Source organism: Pectobacterium aroidearum, from assembly GCF_015689195.1.
Lineage (GTDB): Bacteria > Pseudomonadota > Gammaproteobacteria > Enterobacterales > Enterobacteriaceae > Pectobacterium > Pectobacterium aroidearum.
This window is the reverse complement of sequence record NZ_CP065044.1, coordinates 383,217-401,899: the sequence shown is the minus strand read 5'-3', so window position 1 is coordinate 401,899 and position 18,683 is coordinate 383,217. Positions and strand designations below refer to the sequence as shown.

Genomic DNA, 18,683 nt, shown 5'->3' with positions numbered 1-18,683 from the left:
TAAATCTATTTTCAATAACAAATGCAATCTGGCTGTTACGTTTCAAATGCATTCTCCCGACGCCACTTTCCGGGTGCTAGCCCCAGATGCTGCCGGAAAATGCGGCTCAGATGGCTGGGATCGGAAAAACCGGTATCTGCCGCAATTTGGGACAAGGTGCGGGAAGTCCGCAGCATCAGCCAACAGGCCTGAGCGATCTTCATGTCCATGTACGTCTGCTGGATGGTACGGCCAATGCACTTTTGCAGCGATCTATCCAGCTGTCTCCGCGACAGGCCGCTGCGCTGGGCAATCTCCTCAGAAGTTAGCCTGCTTGCCAGACTCTGCCGCATGATAGTCAGCGCCCGTCGTACCGACGTCGGCGCGCCCTCAAGCTCAGGGCTGTTCCATGTCAGGCTGGACGGCGGCACAAACCCACCGACCAACATATCTGACAATCCCTTGATAGCCCGTTCTCTCCCCAGTTTTTTTTCCAGCAGAAAGGCGGCCAGCTCGATGGTGGCGCTGCCGCCGGGGCAAGAATAGAGGTTTCCTTCCTCCATGACGTTCCTGTCCGTAACGGGGGTAATAGACGGAAACAGGGCTTTAAACTCACCAAAATGACGCCAGTGAACCAGAATGCGTTTGCCGGAGAACCCCGTCTTCGCGAGAAGAAAGGCGGCGTTATCAACACTCACAAGCGGGATCTTGCTGCGCCGGAGGTGCCGCAGCAAGGGGAGATAAGAGGCGGTATCAGACATGACTTTGGCGGGTGTATTCCCACCGAAAATGACGAAATAATCGCAGTTTCCGGCATGGATTTTCCGCGTTGAAACCGCGTCGTCTGGTACGAGTACGGCCCCACAACTGGCTGTCACTGGCTGGTTATTCAGCGCAGTCAGCGTCCAGGAGCAGTTCATCTGACGGCTATAGTCCTCCTCATCGCCAGAGAACCGTAGCTTGTCAAGAAACCCGCCGACCGACAGCAGGGAAAACCCCGGCATCAGCAGCAGAACAAATTTTACCTGGGGATCAGCCATTTTTACGCCTGCTCAAAAAACGGATCGCGACAACGCAATCCAGACAGAGATAGCCCTATTTTAACGCTCAGCGAGGGAAAACGTCTTTTTCGCGCAAGACCCACCGTTTACGGCATAAACAGCACCAGCCCGCCAACCGTCATAAAGATGGCGCCGCAGACCAGACTAAAGGCTTTGCCATGGACGGCAAGGTAAGCCCGGAATCGTCCCGCTGTCAGGTTGATAGCCAGTTCAACCAGAAACTCCACAGCGGCAAAGGTGGCAACCATCACGACAAATTGCAGTAATGTGTCCTTTGTCGGATCGATAAATTGAGAGAGAAATGCCCCGAAGAATAAGAAGACTTTCGGATTCGCCCCTGCCGACGCAGCACCCTGAGTAAAAAGAGATAACCGATTTATCGATGCGGCCAATGGCGCAGACTTACCGATATTCAACGTCCTTAACCGCCACTGCCTGAAACCCAGCCAGATAAGATACATGCCGCCGGCAAATTTTAGGTAAGTCAGGAAAGAAGGGTACATGTTAAGCAACACGTCAATGCCAAACAGGGACACCGTCATCAGCAGCACGAAGGCCAGTATGCCGCCAAAAATGGTATACAGAGTGATAGCAGGCCCAAATCGAATACTGTGCGTGATGACCAGTAGCGCATTCGGCCCAGGGGTCAGAGCAAGGCCGCAACAGGCAAGCGCAAAGTAAAACCATACATGAATATCCATAACCTCTCCTCTTTTACAGAGGTATTAGAGCGAACTGTTCAGCGTGAAGAAATGAACAGTTCGGACTAAATCGTGTTGTTTATGGACACTCAGCAAGCCGCCATTTGACGAATACCATCAGGTCGTCAGGCAATGTCGGCTATGCCCTACTCCAGCGTCTTCTCCTTTAACGGAAAGCGGCGGCGCACGACGACAAAGAACAGAGGCACGAAGAAAATAGCGAGGAAAGTTGCAGCCAGCATACCGCCGATCACGCCCGTTCCCACTGCATGCTGACTGGCCGAACCTGCGCCGCTGCTGGTCGCCATCGGCAGAACACCGAAAATAAATGCCAGTGACGTCATCAATATCGGCCGCAGCCGCTGGCGGGAAGCCTCCAGCGTGGCCTCAACCAAATCCTTCCCTTTCTGGTTCATCTCGTTGGCGAATTCCACAATCAGAATGGCGTTCTTCGCCGATAGCCCAACCACGGTCAATAGCCCAACCTGAAAATAGACATCGTTTTCCAGACCGCGAGCCCAGGTTGCCACCAGCGCCCCCAGCACGCCCATCGGCACCACCAGCATGACGGAAAACGGCACCGTCCAGCTTTCATACAGCGCGGCCAGACACAGAAATACTACCAGCAGAGAAATCGCATACAGCGCCGGAGCCTGCGCTCCGCTCAATCGCTCCTGCAACGACATGCCGGTCCACTCTAAGCCAAAGCCTTCTGGCAGTTTCGCCACCAGCGACTCCATGACCGTCATGGCAGTCCCGGTACTGACGCCCGGCATCGCCTCGCCGACAATTTCCAGCGAGGAATAACCGTTGTAACGCTCAAGACGTGGCGAGCCAGTCTCCCAGACGGTTTGCGCAAACGCACTGAACGGCACCATGCCGCCACGGTTGTTGCGCACATACCATTTACTGATGTCGTCCGGCAGCATACGGAACTTCGCCGCCGCCTGAACATAGACTTTCTTCACGCGGCCACGATCGAGAAAGTCATTAACATAGGTCGAGCCCCAGCCAGTTTTCAGCGTGCTGTTAATATCATCCACCGACACACCCAGCGCCTGTGCTTTACGCTGATCGATATGAATCCGCAACTGCGAACTGTCATCCAGACCGTTGTGACGTACGCGCGTCAGTTCGGGATTGCTATCAGCCATATTTAACAGCTGATCCCGTGCGGCCATCAGCGCATCGTGTCCCAGTCCCCCGCGATCCTGTAGCCGCATGGCGAAACCAGCGGCACTCCCCAGCCCGTTAATTGACGGCGGGCTACTGGCAAACACACGCGCCTCCTGAATATGACGAAAGGCCTTAGTCGCGCGTTCGATCACCGCAAACGAGCTGCTCTCCGGCGTGGTGCGTTCACTCCAGTCTTTAAGACGTATAAACAGCCGCGCCACGTTTTGCCCGTTTCCGCCCGGCCCCGAGCCAATGGTGGAAAACACGGACGTCACCGTGTCTTTTTCCTGCGTGAGATAATACTGCTCGATCTTGTGAACCACCTGTAAGGTCTGCTGCTGCGTCGAACCCGGCGGTAGCTGCACCTGAGTCGTGAACACGCCCCGATCTTCCTGCGGCAGAAACGAGGTCGGCAGCCGAAAAAACAGAAAAGCCATAACACCGATGATGCCCATATACAGCAGCAGCCAGCGCCCGCTGCTTATCAATATCTTGCCGACGCCGCGCTCATACTTCAGCGACGTGCGGGTAAAGCTCCGGTTAAACCAGCCGAAGAACCCTTTGCGACCGTGATGCTGCCCCTTAGCAAGCGGCTTGAGCAACGTCGCGCACAGCGCGGGCGTCAGAATCATCGCCACCAGCACCGACAGAATCATTGATGTCACAATCGTGATGGAGAACTGACGGTAAATCGCCCCCGTGGTGCCGCCAAAGAAGGCCATCGGCACAAACACGGCGGACAGCACCAGCGCAATCCCCACCAGCGCCCCCTGCACCTGTCCCATCGATTTTCGCGTCGCTTCCCGTGGCGAGAGCCCCTCTTCGCTCATCACCCGCTCTACGTTTTCCACCACCACGATGGCATCGTCCACCAGCAGGCCAATCGCCAGCACCATCGCGAACATCGTCAGGGTGTTCAGGCTGAATCCACAGGCGTATAGCACGGCAAACGTACCGAGTAACACTACCGGCACCGCAATCGTAGGAATCAGCGTGGCGCGGAAATTCTGCAAGAATAGGTACATCACCAGAAAGACCAGCAGCACCGCTTCAAACAGGGTTTTCACCACGTCGGTGATAGAAGCTTTAACAAAGGGGGAGGTTTCGAAAGCGATTTTGGCTTCCAGCCCGTGCGGAAAATAACGTGATAGCTCATCGATACGTTCCCTGACGCGCTTATCGGTTTCCAGCTCATTCGCGCCAGACGCCAGCGTCACCCCCAGACCAGAAGCGGACTGGCCGTTGAAACGGCTGAGAAAATCGTAGCGTTCGGCACCCAGTTCGACTTCTGCAACGTTAGCTAACGTCACAGCGGAGCCGTCCTGATTGACGCGCAGCGTGATATCACGGAACTGCTGTGGCGTCTGTAACAGGGATTGCGCGTTGATCGTCGCGTTAAGAGCCTGATTATCCACCGACGGTACACCGCCGACTTGTCCTACCGAAACCTGACTGTTCTGCGATTCGATGGCTCGTACCACATCGCTGGTGGTCAGCGCATAATCCATCAGTTTGGCCGGATCCAGCCAGATACGCATCGCATACTGCGATCCATATGCAGAAACCTCGCCCACCCCGCTGATACGGCTAATCGGTTCCTGAATATTCGTCGCGACATAATCGGCGATATCCTGCTTGTCCATACTGCCATCGGTAGAGACAAACGCGACCATCAGAATATTGGTATCGCCCGTTTTACTCACGGTGACGCCCTGCTGCTGGACTTCCTGCGGCAGCTTGCGGATAGCGGATTGAAGCTGGTTTTGCACCTGCTGGCGAGCTTCATCGGGATTGGTACCCGCCTCGAAGGTCAGCATGACACGGGCTTGCCCGGTATTGCTGCTGTCTGAGGACATGTACATCAGGTTATCCAGCCCGGTCATGCTCTGCTCAATAACCTGTGTGACGGTATTTTCCAGCGTCTGCGCCGATGCGCCGGGGTAGCTCGCCGTGATTCGCACGCTGGGCGGCGCCAGATCGGGATACTGTTCAAGCGGCAATGACTTAATAGCCAACATACCGCATAGGCTGAGAAGGATAGCCAGCACCCACGCAAAAATAGGACGGTCGACAAAAAAATTCGCCATCTCTCCAACACTCCTCAGCCATATTTTGACGAGGCTGCTGTATGAGCAGCCTACTTATAATCGAACAGAATCGGGTTCATTCAACCCAGAGAAAACCCTGCATACAAGGTAATGCCGATCACTTCAGCATGGATTTACTCGCCCAGTTCCTGTGCTCGCCCTGACGGGCTGCCACAAGTGGCATTTAAAATGCGTTTGCATTTTATAGGGGGAAACACGGTGATGAGGTTCCCGTAGGAATGCCTCACACCGTGGTAGCCCCCGGTATCTCGATCTTGAAACGACCGACATTATGCATACAGCGTGCCGAATAACCTTAACTGCCGACATCGGCTAAATCGTGGAGAAATTGAGGAGAAAATGTAAATTATCGTCTTTGCGTATCGATAAACGTCTCGCGAAGGAACGGACACAACCTATGTGTCCGTTCCTTAATTGATGTTGTCTTAACGGCATGAAAACAGTATTTTTCAGATAGCGATTACAGCACCATCCTTGCGATCATCAACCCCACCACCACCGACACCACTACGCTGACCAATCCTGGACGCATAAAGCTATGGTTCAGCACATATTTACCGATACGGGTCGTTCCCGTCGTATCAAATGCTAATGCGGCCAAACATTGCCCGGCGACAGGAATGAAGAAATAACCATTTACCGCAGGCCATGCGCCGATGAGCGCATAAGCAGGTAAACCCAACGCAATCCCCAGTGGTAATAAGATCATGGTCGTTGCCGCCTGACTGCTGACCATTGCGGAAACAAAAAACATCATTACCGCAATCAACCAAGTATGTTCCTGCAAGATGGACTGCACACCTGCTTTAATGAAGGGTAAATGTCCACTAACAAACGTATCGCTCATCCACGCCAGACCGAAGGCACACACAATCGCCAACGCACCAGCCTTAAACACCGTTCCACTCAGAATCTGGTCAATTGACGGACGGCAAAATAAAACAATCAGACAAGCGAATGACAGCATGGTTATCTGAATCGTATATGACATGGATAACAATTGTGGGCCTTTTGCGGTTTCAACCATGGGCCGCAGGGACGGAAAAACGCCGAGCAGCACAATCACTACCGCACCCAATAAAAACAACAGGACAGACAACTTCACCCGCCAGGTCGCGGGAACACGCGCTTTCCTTTGTTCTGTGCCTTGAATCAGCCCTTCCTTGACCCGACGTTGATATTCCGGATCGTCCGCCAGCTCTTTTCCCATGGAGAACGTCGACAGCGCCCCTGCCGCCACACCAATAAGTGTCGCGGGTACACAGACCAGCATAATGGAGGAAATACTGATGTCTAACGGCATCATGAAACCGATCATTGCTGCCATGGCCGCAGAAATCGGACACGCCGTTATCGCCTGCTGTGACGCAATCACCGAGATGGATAAGGGACGTTCAGGCCGGATACCTGAATCACGAGCAACCTCAGAAATCACAGGTAACAGGCTGTAAACGACATGACCGGTGCCCGACATAAAGGTAAAAAGGTAGGATACAAATGGCGCAAGTATTGTAATGTATTTCGGATGCCGTCTGAGTAAGCGTTCGGCAACAGAAACGAGAAAATCCAATCCTCCCGCAGCCTGGAGTGACGAGGCCGCCAGCACGACAGAAAGAATAATCAACATCACATCGACGGGAGGTGAAGACGGCGATAAGTGGAACAGGAAGACCAGTACGCCAACGCCTAAACCACCGATCATTCCCAAAAAAACGCCACCGATCCTGGCACCGTACATCAGAGCTAATATAATGAAACACAATTCTGTCCAAAACATATATCACCCCAACTTTTATTGTAATATCCCACCATATTTCAAATTGCCTGAGAGTTAGCGGCAAAGCGAATTATTTAGGGTGTAGTGTCAAAATGAATTTCGGATACTTCCCTGGCCTTTAAATAAGACTTACTTATTCTATGAATGATGTCCCATAACCGAATGCTCCGAAGTATCGTAATGTTTTTCCTGCTAACTGGTTCCCTTTTTCTATTGCGGTTAATATCTTTTCTCTTTTAGTGCCATTCGACTTTTCATCAGAAAATAAGAAAGAGACTAAAAAACCAGTAAGAAAAGAATCCCCTGCGCCCAGCGTATCAACAGGTTTTATATAATCCGGCCGATAAAAAATAATTTCATCGCCATCATAATGATAGACACCTTCATGACCGCGTGTTGCAACCACAGTATGACAACCATAATCAAAGAGCATATTTAATTTATTTTTTGTTTCCTCTTCTGACAGATGACTACAGGAAACAAAGCCATAATCGATAAAAGGGCACACTTGCCTGAAATAATCATCCGTGCCACGCATAGAGAAATCGAATGATAACAGGACACCTTGTTGTTTAATGATCTCTAATTGGTTTTCCAAATAGCTATTCAAACTCACATGAACCAAATCAAACCCAGAGATATAGTCTACATCAGCAGATTCAAAAATGAGTGGATGTTCACGCAGCACACCCCCCTTATTACTATGGATAAAGGTTCTTTCACCGTCGATCAGGTCAATGCAGGCATAACCATTCTCCCCTGGATAACGGCGGCATTGCTGTGTATCAATACCAAGATGGCGTAGTGTATCCTGCACATGTCTGGCGGGTTCATCGTCACCAAATACCCCCATAAATGCGCTGTCTAATCCCAATTGTTTCGCATAAACGGAAAAATTTAGCGCATTTCCACCTGGATACATCAATCCAGTGTGTAAATATTTATCAACAACATTATCGCCAATACCTATGACTCTGTATTTCATTTATTTTCCCGCCGTCTTTCTCAGGGTAAATAACGATATCTCATTTTATTAAGATAATAACGACTCACTGAAAAAAAACAGCATCCTTGCTGAAATACCCCTTCATACAACAAATTACACACGTATCAATTTCGTTAGAATAATCCAGGGTATCGCTTTATAAAAATAATATCGTTCGTTTATCAGTAATCAACCTTCCACATATAGCGGCGCGTTGTTAACGGATGTTGGCGAATCGCTGCCAATGCACGATTGTAAACCGGATAGACGTTATTAAATAAAGAGTGGTTAAAATAATCGACAACGGAGACATCAAGAGTAGAAATACCTAACTCTTTTGCATCAATCACCTCAATACGCTTGCCGTATTTCTTAAGGAATGTCAGCGCACGTTCATCCAATGTTCTGGTCTTCCCTTCAGAAAGTTGAATAAAGAATGGCGTGTTGGCATCAGTAATCTCAAATGGACCATGGAAAAACTCACCGCTATGCAGACAAGCAGAATGAATCCATTGCATTTCCATGAAAATACAAATGCTTTGCAGATAAGCGGAACCATAGCTCGCACCGCTACCCATTGTATAAATCACAGGGTCATTTTTATATTCTTCAGCAAAAGCCAGTGCGCGTTTTTCAACATGAACACAAGCCTGTTTAACGATTTTGTCGATCTTACCTGCCGCATCCAGGAACTTATCGTAATGGGCATAGCCTTCCGTCTGATTGAGAATTTCAACGCCAGTTAACAATGACTTGATGGTTTTTTCTTCAGCAATATCTTTATCATCGCCAAAACTATAAGTCACGACGTGATCGCAAAACGCTACCAACGGAGAATCAGTAAGCCACGTTAAACCAATAACCGGAACCCCTCGACTCTGCGCCAGCTCTGCGGCTTTAATGGTTTCTGGCGTATTGCCTTTATGTGATGCAACAATCAATACCGCATTTTCACCCAATGCGGCAGGTGGGTTATTGACAAATTCACTACTGTTGTATATCCCGACAGAAATGTCTTTGCTTTCAGTTTCCAAAAAGCTTTTCACTGGATAAAACGCAGCATAGGAGCCACCACAGGCTGCATAGTAAACATGCTTAATCCCGCCAACATCTGCCTTGTCTGCAATAATACCCGTTACGATCTCTTTTATGCTCATGATTCCTCTCAATAGCGCTTGTGCTTGGATACTCAGTTCACACGTCAAAAAATGTATTAAAATGAACTATATTTAACATATAACATTACAATACATATCATTCAACAAATCGTTCGCTACATGCAAAAAAACTATGGAGCAGATCACTTTTCTCGCGTTAGCGAGACAGGGAGTTAATCCGTTTTCTGAATGGAGACAAAAAAACCGCCGAAAGCGGTTATTAGCAAAGAGGGATTATTGGTGTGGCTGTTAGACAAAGAAGCGGATTTTATCGCCCACAATAAGCTGCGTGGATGAACAAGAAGCTTTACCGTGATTATCAATAATACGACTGGTAATAGAGATTAGCGGATACCCTGTCGGTATCGCCAGATAATGGGCAACGTCGTAGCTCGCATATACCAGCTCAATAACCTTAGCTGAGCGAGTAAAATAGATGTCATATTTTTCCTTCAGGATTTGATACAACGACTGTTGATTAAGCTCTTCCGTCAACAGGAAGGAAAACGTCTCGGGAAAACGGGCGATTTCCAGTGATACCGGAATATCATCGGCGTAGCGAATACGCTCCAACGTGATAATTCGATCATCGTCAGCCAGTTCCAACGCATCGCGAACATCTGTTGTTGGCATTTCAATAACGGATTTAATCGTCCGGGCTCCTGGTCGACGCCCTTGTGAACGACAAAGCTCGGAAAAGCTGACAATTCCAGACATATCACGTTGAAATTTTTCCGCCGAAACGAAGGTTCCTTTGCCAGAAATCCGTGTGAGTAAACGATCTCGCGTTAACGATTCCAACGCCTTGCGAACGGTAATGCGGCTAACCTGATAATTCTGACTGAGTTCCAGTTCTGTGGGGATTTTCTGTCCGGCTTTAAACTTACCATCCAAAATCGCTGATTTGATCTTTTGTTCTAACTGCTTATACAAGGGCAGTGCACTGCCGGTATCCAGTTTCGCCACGATATTGACTATCCTTTTTTATCAGGCATTACGCTATACGCCCATCCAACACGCACGTTATAGCGTGCGTATCCATAACCTGTCTGCATGTTAAGTATAACATTATATAACAAAGGCATTGAATAACCCACCGTCCCGCCTATTTTCTTCCCTGAAGCCTTCGTCAGGCGGATATCGTCCGTTGTGAAAATGCCATAACAGCCTCGGTAAACGCATCAGGATGCGAGATAAACGGCGCATGCGCGGCTTTTGGTATCACCACCGAGGTCGAGTTCAGCCACTGTTCATCCAGTAATCCGGCCACCTTACGCGGCACCAGTCCGTCTAAGGCACCATAGAGCCGCAGGAACGGTACGGCCAGGTCGGCTAACGGCTGGCGTAAATCGGCTTCCTGCAAGATGTCCAGCCCGCCGTTTAGTACCTCGACTGATGGCATTGGCTGTTCCAGCACCACGCTTTTTAATAGTCGGGCATCCTGCCGTGCGCTCTCCGTTCCCAGCGTTTGCAGCGCCAGAAACCGCTCAACCGTACGCTGGAAATCTTCACTGAGCTGCTGCTGAAACCCCTGCAAGACGTCCGGCTTGATGCCCGGCCAGCCGTCCTGCGCGCTGAAACAAGGGGATGACGCCACGGTAATCAGCTTGTCTACCCGCTCAGGTGCGCTCAACGCCATCTGGCTGGCAACCAGTCCACCCAACGACCACCCTAGCCAGATGGCACGTTCCGGTGCCTGCGCCAGCACGATGTTCGCCATGTCACTCAGCGACATCGCCCCAAATCCCTGACTTCTGCCATAGCCCGGCAGATCGACTACATGCAGACGAAAATGCGGGGCGAGTCGCGCAATAATGCTTTGCCATACCTGCGCATTCAATCCCCACCCGTGCAGTAACACAAGATCTGTGTTTCCTGCGCCTTCGGTCTGCCAATACAACGCTGCCATCCGTTATCTTCCTTCTTCAGGAACCCCTTCACCTTTGCGTGGGGGAAAATATTTCAGGGAAAAACCCGTATTTAGGGAAAACGATCGTTAAGGAAAACAATGTTAACCATCTCCGCACGCTGCTGGCTATGCTTATTACCGCTTCATCACGGCCAGCAGGGGATATGCTCATACTGCCAGCGCCATTTGCCGCGTTTACCTGCCTGCTGCCCACGCTGTGGTTTACCTTCTGGCGACACAACGCGTCAGTGCGGGCGCTGCCTGCAAAACCCGCCGCCTTGGCAATCGATGACCTTTATCAGCGACTACGCCCCGCCGCTTAACACGCTGCTGAAACAGTTTAAATTTCACGGTAAAACCGAGCTGGCAGTTGTACTCGCCCGACAGCTGTTACTGCGCTGGCAGATGGCCTATCGCGAAAGAAAACTCACCGGACAGGTTCCCCTGCTCCGCCCCGATCGCCTGTTCACTGTGCCCCTGCACCGGAACCGCCAATGGCGTCGTGGCTTCAACCAGACAGAGCTGCTTGCCCGTCCTCTCGCCCGCTGGCTGAACTGTGCTTACAATCCCCGCGAATTGCTGCGAACCCGTCGCACGCCGCTACAGCAAACGCTCAGCGCCAGCGCGCGGCGGCGCAACCTGCGGGGCGCATTTTCCTGTGATGTTTCGCTGTCCGGGCAGCAGGTGGTTTTGCTGGATGATGTGGTCACGACGGGCAGCACCGCCTCTGAAATCAGCAGGCTGCTGTTGGCTCAGGGGGCTGCGGGCGTTCAGGTCTGGTGTTTGTGCCGAACCTTGTAGTCAGGGGGAGGATGGGCGTATTATAACCGATAAGTGCAGTCAACTATCGAGCTTACTATTATGATCCGTATTACCGATGCTGCTCAGGAGCATTTCCTGAAACTGTTGGCAAAACAGGAAGAAGGCACACAGATTCGCGTATTTGTTATCAATCCAGGTACGCCAAACGCCGAGTGCGGTGTCTCGTATTGTCCGCCGGATGCCGTAGAAGCGAGCGATACCGTACTGAAGTTTGAAAAGATTTCCGCTTACGTAGACGAACTCAGCGCACCTTATCTGGAAGACGCTGAAATCGACTTCGTAACCGACCAATTAGGTTCTCAGCTCACGCTGAAAGCGCCAAACGCCAAAATGCGTAAAGTGGACGACAGCGCCCCGCTGATGGAACGCGTTGAGTATGTGCTGCAATCGCAGATCAACCCACAGCTGGCTGGCCACGGCGGCCGCGTAACGCTGATGGAAATTACCGATGACGGCATGGCGATTCTGCAATTTGGCGGTGGCTGTAACGGCTGTTCGATGGTCGACTACACGCTGAAAGAAGGGATCGAGAAAGAGCTGCTGGAAAAATTCCCTGAGCTGAAAGGCGTGAGAGATCTCACCGAGCACCAGCGCGGCGAACACTCCTACTATTAATCCCCTCTCCTGCTGATTTATTTCTTATTCCTCCCCAACTCAGGGGAGGAATCATTGTCATTCCGTTATTTAGGCTTTCTGCGTTTTCATTGGTGCGCCACGGCGCAAATCCATATCCCGAACCAGCCGTTCAAGGCAGCGGTCAGCGAAGATCGACTCCAGCGGGCGCGTAAGTTTGCGCCGCCAGTTGGGGTATTCACGATTGGTACCCGGCACATTGACCGGTGTCGCCATATCCAGCCAGTCTTCCAGTTGGAACCCCACCAGCGCGCTGGCGCTATCAGCGACATAGCGATGAACGCCACGACTCAGCGGTGCGCCCATCGTCGTCAGCGCCGAGTTGCGACCAACCCGCTGCGGCAATAGCCCGAATTCATGCAACGCATTGAGCAGCCCCTGTTTCGCTTTCTCACGCTGCTGCATCTGCTCTTGCAATAGCGTTTCCGTCGGGTACAGCCCCAATTCCCGTCCCAGCGATAAATCCACGGTTTGCCAGTAGCCGCGCAGCGTCGGGAGATCGTGCGTGGTGATCGTTGTCATCGCCTGACGTGGGTAATCTTCCGGTGCGCGGAAATGGTTCTCCTCATCTTTTTCAAAGAACAGCACCTTGTAAGAATAGATACCGTAGTCATGCAGCTTGCTGACAATTTCCGGCGGCACCGTGCCTAAATCCTCGCCGATAATCAGGCAGCGATGGCGCTGACTTTCCAGCGCCAGCACCGCCAGCAAATCATCAACCGGATAATGCACGTAAGCCCCGTTGCCTGCTGTCTCCGCCTTGGGGATCCACCACAGGCGCAAGAGCGCCATCACGTGATCGATACGCAGCGCACCACAGTGCGCCATGTTACTGCGCAGTACGTCGATAAACGGCTGATAGCCGCGCAGCTGCATCATGGTGGGGTTCATCGGCGCGAGCTGCCAGTCTTGTCCCTGTGGTCCAAGCGGATCCGGCGGTGCACCGATAGAGGCATCAAGGCAATAGAGCTGCCGTTCATCCCAGGTTTCCGCGCCGCCCTGTGCGACCCCAACGGCTAAATCGCGATACAGACCGAGCGGCAGGCCAAGCTGTTTACTGTGCGCGTAACACTCTGCAAGTTGCTCATGCGCCACCCATTGCAGCCAGCTGTAAAACGTAATCTCATCGCTGTGTTCACGGCGGAATGACTTCACGGTTTCACTGTGCACATCATGGTAACGGGCTGGCCATTGGTGCCAGTCCGCGTAGTTCTCGCCCTGCTTTTTCAGGTAGGCCTGCAACGCATCAAACGTCGCCTGAAGTTGCAGGCTCTGCCCGCCGCTGACGACAAACTGGCGAAAGGCGCTAATACGCGGGTCCAGCGTGCTGCGTGTCGTAAAGTAGCGGAAAGCCAACCGTAAAGCGGTCAGCTTAAGCGCCGTCACCGGTTCATAATCGACCCAGCGACCTGCCCGTAACGCCGTCACCGCACTTTGGGTATCCTCACGGAGCCACCATGCTTGCGCCTCCTCACTCTGCTGAAAATCATCGATGCGATTCACATCGATATAAATAATGTTCAGCCAGTGTCGGGAGGAAGGACTGTAAGGGCTTGCGGCCTCTGGCAGCGCGGGATACAGCGAATGCAGCGGGTTCAGCCCCACAAAGGCACCGCCGCGCCGGGCAATCTGTTCCACCAGATGGCGCAGGTCGCCAAAATCCCCGACGCCCCAGTTGTTCTGCGAGCGCAAGGTGTAAAGCTGGACGGTAACGCCCCACCAGCGTTTTCCCTGCTGTAAGGCTTCGGGTTCGTAGCAGCGGTGCGGCGCAACAATAATCCGGCAACTCCAGCGCTGGTCGGCCTGCGTCAACGTCAGATAGTGGTAACCCAGCGGCAGCACGCCCGGCAGAGCCAACGTAGAGCCGCCCGTGATCTGCCCCTGAATTTGACCGCCGTTTTCATACATTAGCGTCCAAAGGAATTCACCGTGACCAGCAAGCTCAATGACCGCGTCCCGGCCCTGCAAAAAAACACGAACAGGCGGCAAGGGCGCATTGCCGCTGTCAGAAACGTCCATCATTGCCTGAATCTGGTTTCTGATTGCGGCCGCAACAATGTGCTCTTTGCCATAGGCATCGGTATAGCTTTCCGCGATGCCTGGCTGCTGGCTTGCCAGTTTATCCACCTTGAACACCCTCTCCTTTTCCTAACGATGCGCCTGCCAAATGCGCGTCTGGTAATCATGAATCGCCCTGTCCGAACTGAACATCCCCATTCTGGCGGTATTCAGCACGCAACGGCGCGTCCATTCATCCGGCTCACGGTAAAGCGCATCAACACGCTGCTGCACCTCGCAATACGGTGCAAAATCGGCCATTAACATATAGGGATCGCCCAGCTTCAGCAGGCTATCCAACAGCGGGGCAAACGCGTTTTTATCCCCCTGACTGAACGCGCCACTCGCTAGCTCGTTCAGCACTTCACGCAGCAGCGGCGTCACGGCAAGGTAGTCAGACGGCTCATAGCCCTGCGTCTGTAGCGCTTTTACCTGTTCGACGGTGTGACCAAAAATGAACAGATTGTCTTCACCCACCTGCTGCGCCATTTCCACATTCGCCCCGTCCAGCGTGCCGACGGTCAGCGCACCGTTCAGCGCCAGCTTCATATTGCCCGTACCGGACGCCTCTTTACCTGCCGTTGAAATCTGCTCAGACACATCTGCGGCAGGAATCATCCGTTCAGCCAGCGATACACGGTAGTCCGACGGGAAGACGACCTTCAGGCGATCGTTAACACGGCGATCCTGATTAATGACCGCAGCAACCCGGTTAATGGCATAAATGATGTTTTTCGCTAATACATAGCCCGGCGCCGCTTTGGCACCGAACAAAAAGACGTGCGGCACTATATCCAGATGCGGATTGTCACGCAATTGACGATATAGCGCGAGAATATGCAGCAGATTCAAATGTTGGCGTTTGTACTCATGCAATCGCTTGATTTGCACATCAAACAGCGCCTGCGGATCGATCACGATGTCGTACTGCTGGCGCAGGTAGGTCACCAGTTGCGTTTTATTATCAGCTTTGATTTGTCGATAACGCTCACGAAAACCAGCATCGTCAGCATAGGGCTCCAGCCCGCGCAGCGCGGGCAAATCATTTACCCACGGCGTGTGCAGTGTGTCGTCGATAAGCGCGGACAACGCCGGGTTACACTGCTTCAGCCAGCGGCGTGGGGTAATCCCGTTGGTGACGTTATGGAATTTGGTCGGCCACAGCTGGTGATATTCAGGAAACAGATCTTTCACCACCAGCTCCGAGTGCAGTGCCGCCACGCCGTTAACCGCAAAGCAGCTGACGACGCAAAGGTTTGCCATACGAATCTGACGCTGGTGGCGGATGGCGAGCTTCGCCCACACCTGCCGATCGCCGGGCCACTTGTCCTCAACCAGCGCCTTAAACTGCGTATCAATTTGCCGGATGATAGACAGGTGGCGAGGGAGCAGGCGACCAAACAGCCGTTCGTCCCAGCGCTCAAGCGCTTCCGGCATCAGCGTATGGTTGGTATAGGCAAAGGTACGTCCGGTTATCGACCAGGCTTCATCCCACGGTATCTGATGCTCATCCAGCAGCAGACGCATCAATTCGGGGATCGCTAGCGTCGGGTGGGTATCGTTAAGCTGGATGACTTCATAATCCGGCAACGTGGACAGCGCGCGCCCCGCCTTAAGATGCCGACGCAGAATGTCGGCCACCGAACAGGCGCAGTGGAAATACTGCTGCATCAGACGCAGACGTTTGCCCGCCGCATGATTGTCATTCGGATACAGCACGCTGGTCAGGCTGGCGGCGGAAATCCCCGTCTGTGCCGCGCGCAGATAATGCCCTTCGTTGAACAACGTCAAATCAAACGGAGCACGATGCGTCGCGCGCCACAGACGCAGCGGCTGCGCAGCGCCGTTGTGATAGCCAATCACCGGCAGGTCACAGGCCTCACCTCTAAAAACAGTATCCGGTAGCCAGCGCAAGGTGCCGTCCGTCTGGGGTTGCAGACGCCCGCCGAATCCGACATCCACCGCCAGCTCTGCGCGCGGCACAAACCACGGATAGGTGTCGCGCTGCCAGTCATCAGCCGTTTCCTGCTGCTGTTCTTGCGCGAAGTGCTGACGGAACAGACCATACTGATAGTTGAGGCCGTACCCCGTGGCGGGCTGTCCCACCGTTGCCATCGAATCCAGAAAGCAGGACGCCAGTCGGCCTAATCCACCGTTGCCTAAACCCGGATCGGTTTCCTGTTCAAGGATATCGCTCAGGTTCAGCCCCTGCTCAGCCAGCGCGGCGGCAACGGCGTCATACCATCCCAGATTAAGCAGGTTGTTGCCCGTCAGGCGGCCAGGCAGAAACTCCATCGACAGGTAGTTCACATGGCGTTGCGGCGTATTGGTCGAGGAAGACGTGGGCGATGCAGTATGCATCAGCAATTGTTCAGACAGCGCCAGACTGACGGCGCGCCAGCACTGCACTGGCGTCATCGCATTAAGCGAGGTGACGCCAGCAAGCCGCTGCTGACGAAGCAGCGCGGCGGTAAATTCTGCGGTATCAAAAGCGATGGGGGGATAAGCGGAGGAAACGGGCTGCGTAAAAGCCTCTGGCTTTTTTGCCGCCGCTGAACGTGTTGACGAGCCTGATCGCTTTGCAGAATCCGGCTTTCTTGAAGAATCTGACATCGTGCCTCCTCCGTTATCCGTCATGGAAAAGGCACATCGGGTTCAACACAACTCCAACTGTACCTTATGTTGTTCAATGATTTTCAGTACGCTGGGCGGTGGTGACTGATCGGTAAAAAGATAGTCGATCAAATCCATGTTGCCCAAATTCACCATCGCATTACGGCCAAACTTGGAATGATCCGTCACCAGCATGACGCAGCGAGAATTTTCAATAATCGCCCGTTTTGTGCGCACTTCATGGTAATCAAACTCCAGTAATGACCCATCCATGTCAATACCGCTGATGCCCAAAATGCCGAAATCCAGGCGGAACTGAGAGATAAAATCCAGCGTCGCTTCACCCATGATGCCGCCATCACGAGTACGCACTTCACCACCAGCCAAAATCAGACGAAAATCCTCTTTTGCCGTCAGCAGCGTTGCCACATTCAGGTTATTGGTGACCACGCGCAGATCCTTGTGCTGCATCAGCGCATAGGCCACCGCTTCAGGCGTGGTGCCGATATCGATAAACAAGGTGGCGCCGTCTGGAATCTGGCTCGCCACCCGACGGGCAATGCGCGCTTTTTCGTCCGACCACATCATTTTACGGTCATGGTAGGCCGTGTTCACTGAACTGGACGGCAAGGCCGCGCCGCCGTGGTGGCGATGGATCTTATTCTGTTCGGCCAGATCGTTCAGATCGCGACGGATGGTCTGCGGGCTTACCGCAAAATGATCCACCAGCTCTTCAGTACTGACATACCCCTGCCGACGCACCAGTTCAATAATGGCGTCATGCCGTTGTGTCTGCTTCACATTTATCCCCTAAGACGCCCCGATTCACCGGGGGTTTGTTTTATTATACGTGTCCCAAAAGGCCATCAATAGCCCGACAATCAGCCCAGCCACATGCGCCGCATTGGCGATCGACATGCCTAAAATATCGAAATATCCAGCGACCAGCCAGAGTAAAGCGAAGGCCATCAGACTACGCGGCATAGATAAGTAGCCGTCAGGCTCTCTTTCCCCTCGCAGCCAGACATAGCCCATCAAGGCGTAAACCACGCCCGACAGGCCACCAAAATAGGTACCGCTGAACCAGGACTGCGCCCAGCCGCTCACCAGCGCGGAAACCAGCGTGATGACCAGCAATTTGCCAGTGCCCAATACTTTTTCAACCGGCCCACCCAGATACCACCACCACATCAGATTGAACAAAATGTGCAGCAGGGAAAAGTGCAACAAAGCATGACTGAACCAGCGCCACAGCTGTAGCTGCTGCCCCTCCGCCGGGAACGCCAGCCACGTCATCACGCTCTCATAGCCTGAAATCTGCATCAGGATAAACACCGCGATCGTCACGACCATCACGGATAGCGTCAGCGGCCCGGCCTTTTGTTTCAGCGTTTGCAGGAAAGAGTAGCGTTGGTATTGAATACCGGTGTCCATCGATCCCGTTTGCCAACTGGCCGCCAGATAGCGCGGGTTCGTCGGGTCACGCAGAAAAATCTCCAGCGCTTCCTGAACCTTGCCCAGTTGGGTTTCATCCTCCAGCCACAGTTCAGCTTCATGCCCGTGAGGCCGCATTTCCAAATAGATCTGCTGCGTACGCATGTAATCAACAAATGCCTGAGCCAGACGCGGATTGGAGAGAGCAATAACGCGAGTCATCATAGCGGGAAGCGCCAGTGGGTAGATTGAGTTAGAAACATGATAATA

14 protein-coding genes are annotated in these 18,683 nt (G+C 52.7%); 2 read left to right on the top strand and 12 right to left on the bottom strand.

Annotation, left to right across the window (positions count from 1 at the left end; all coding sequences use genetic code 11):
• Positions 1-35: 35 nt before the first annotated feature.
• The 8 genes from I2D83_RS01715 to bioH form a co-directional block, all read right to left on the bottom strand.
• Positions 36-1,019: a GlxA family transcriptional regulator gene (locus tag I2D83_RS01715; RefSeq protein ID WP_205947438.1), complete on the bottom strand. Its 984-nt coding sequence runs from the start codon at positions 1,017-1,019 to the stop codon at positions 36-38.
• A 107-nt stretch (positions 1,020-1,126) separates the two neighbouring features.
• Complete coding sequence (locus tag I2D83_RS01710) at positions 1,127-1,741, bottom strand: LysE family translocator (protein ID WP_205947437.1); 615 nt, start codon at positions 1,739-1,741, stop codon at positions 1,127-1,129.
• Between the two features lie 146 nt (positions 1,742-1,887).
• Positions 1,888-5,004, bottom strand: coding sequence for a multidrug efflux RND transporter permease AcrD (gene acrD, locus I2D83_RS01705; RefSeq protein ID WP_181845257.1), 3,117 nt, complete (start codon positions 5,002-5,004; stop codon positions 1,888-1,890).
• A 481-nt stretch (positions 5,005-5,485) separates the two neighbouring features.
• Entirely contained in the window at positions 5,486-6,802 is a 1,317-nt protein-coding gene (locus I2D83_RS01700; RefSeq protein ID WP_205947436.1) for an anaerobic C4-dicarboxylate transporter family protein, read from the bottom strand.
• Between the two features lie 133 nt (positions 6,803-6,935).
• Positions 6,936-7,787, bottom strand: a complete 852-nt coding sequence (locus tag I2D83_RS01695) for a fructoselysine 6-kinase (RefSeq protein ID WP_205947435.1) — start codon at positions 7,785-7,787, stop codon at positions 6,936-6,938.
• 182 nt (positions 7,788-7,969) lie between these two features.
• A complete protein-coding gene (locus I2D83_RS01690; protein ID WP_225182569.1) occupies positions 7,970-8,947 on the bottom strand; it encodes an SIS domain-containing protein in 978 nt (325 codons plus the stop codon).
• A 246-nt stretch (positions 8,948-9,193) separates the two neighbouring features.
• Entirely contained in the window at positions 9,194-9,913 is a 720-nt protein-coding gene (locus I2D83_RS01685; protein WP_205948121.1) for a GntR family transcriptional regulator, read from the bottom strand.
• Between the two features lie 160 nt (positions 9,914-10,073).
• Positions 10,074-10,853, bottom strand: a complete 780-nt coding sequence (bioH, locus tag I2D83_RS01680) for a pimeloyl-ACP methyl ester esterase BioH (RefSeq protein ID WP_205947433.1) — start codon at positions 10,851-10,853, stop codon at positions 10,074-10,076.
• 99 nt (positions 10,854-10,952) lie between these two features.
• Here bioH and gntX point away from each other — a divergent pair, with 99 nt between their 5' ends.
• Together gntX and nfuA are read left to right on the top strand one after the other, a co-directional pair.
• Entirely contained in the window at positions 10,953-11,654 is a 702-nt protein-coding gene (gene gntX, locus I2D83_RS01675; protein WP_205947432.1) for a DNA utilization protein GntX, read from the top strand.
• A gap of 60 nt (positions 11,655-11,714) precedes the next feature.
• Positions 11,715-12,290 (top strand): Fe-S biogenesis protein NfuA, encoded by a 576-nt coding sequence (nfuA, locus tag I2D83_RS01670; protein ID WP_015842023.1) that lies wholly within the window; start codon positions 11,715-11,717, stop codon positions 12,288-12,290.
• Positions 12,291-12,359: 69 nt separating this feature from the next.
• Here the strand turns inward: nfuA and malQ are convergent, their stop codons facing one another.
• From malQ to glpG, 4 genes are read right to left on the bottom strand one after another with little or no spacing between them, the layout of a single operon-like run.
• Positions 12,360-14,444, bottom strand: a complete 2,085-nt coding sequence (gene malQ / locus I2D83_RS01665) for a 4-alpha-glucanotransferase (RefSeq protein WP_205947431.1) — start codon at positions 14,442-14,444, stop codon at positions 12,360-12,362.
• 12 nt (positions 14,445-14,456) lie between these two features.
• Positions 14,457-16,979, bottom strand: a complete 2,523-nt coding sequence (gene malP, locus I2D83_RS01660) for a maltodextrin phosphorylase (RefSeq protein WP_241007260.1) — start codon at positions 16,977-16,979, stop codon at positions 14,457-14,459.
• Between the two features lie 42 nt (positions 16,980-17,021).
• Positions 17,022-17,780: a DeoR/GlpR family transcriptional regulator gene (locus I2D83_RS01655; protein ID WP_005969330.1), complete on the bottom strand. Its 759-nt coding sequence runs from the start codon at positions 17,778-17,780 to the stop codon at positions 17,022-17,024.
• Positions 17,781-17,804: 24 nt separating this feature from the next.
• The gene (gene glpG / locus I2D83_RS01650) at positions 17,805-18,638 is read right to left on the bottom strand and encodes a rhomboid family intramembrane serine protease GlpG (protein WP_015842026.1); all 834 of its coding nucleotides are present in this window, start codon (positions 18,636-18,638) and stop codon (positions 17,805-17,807) included.
• Positions 18,639-18,683 lie beyond the last annotated feature (45 nt).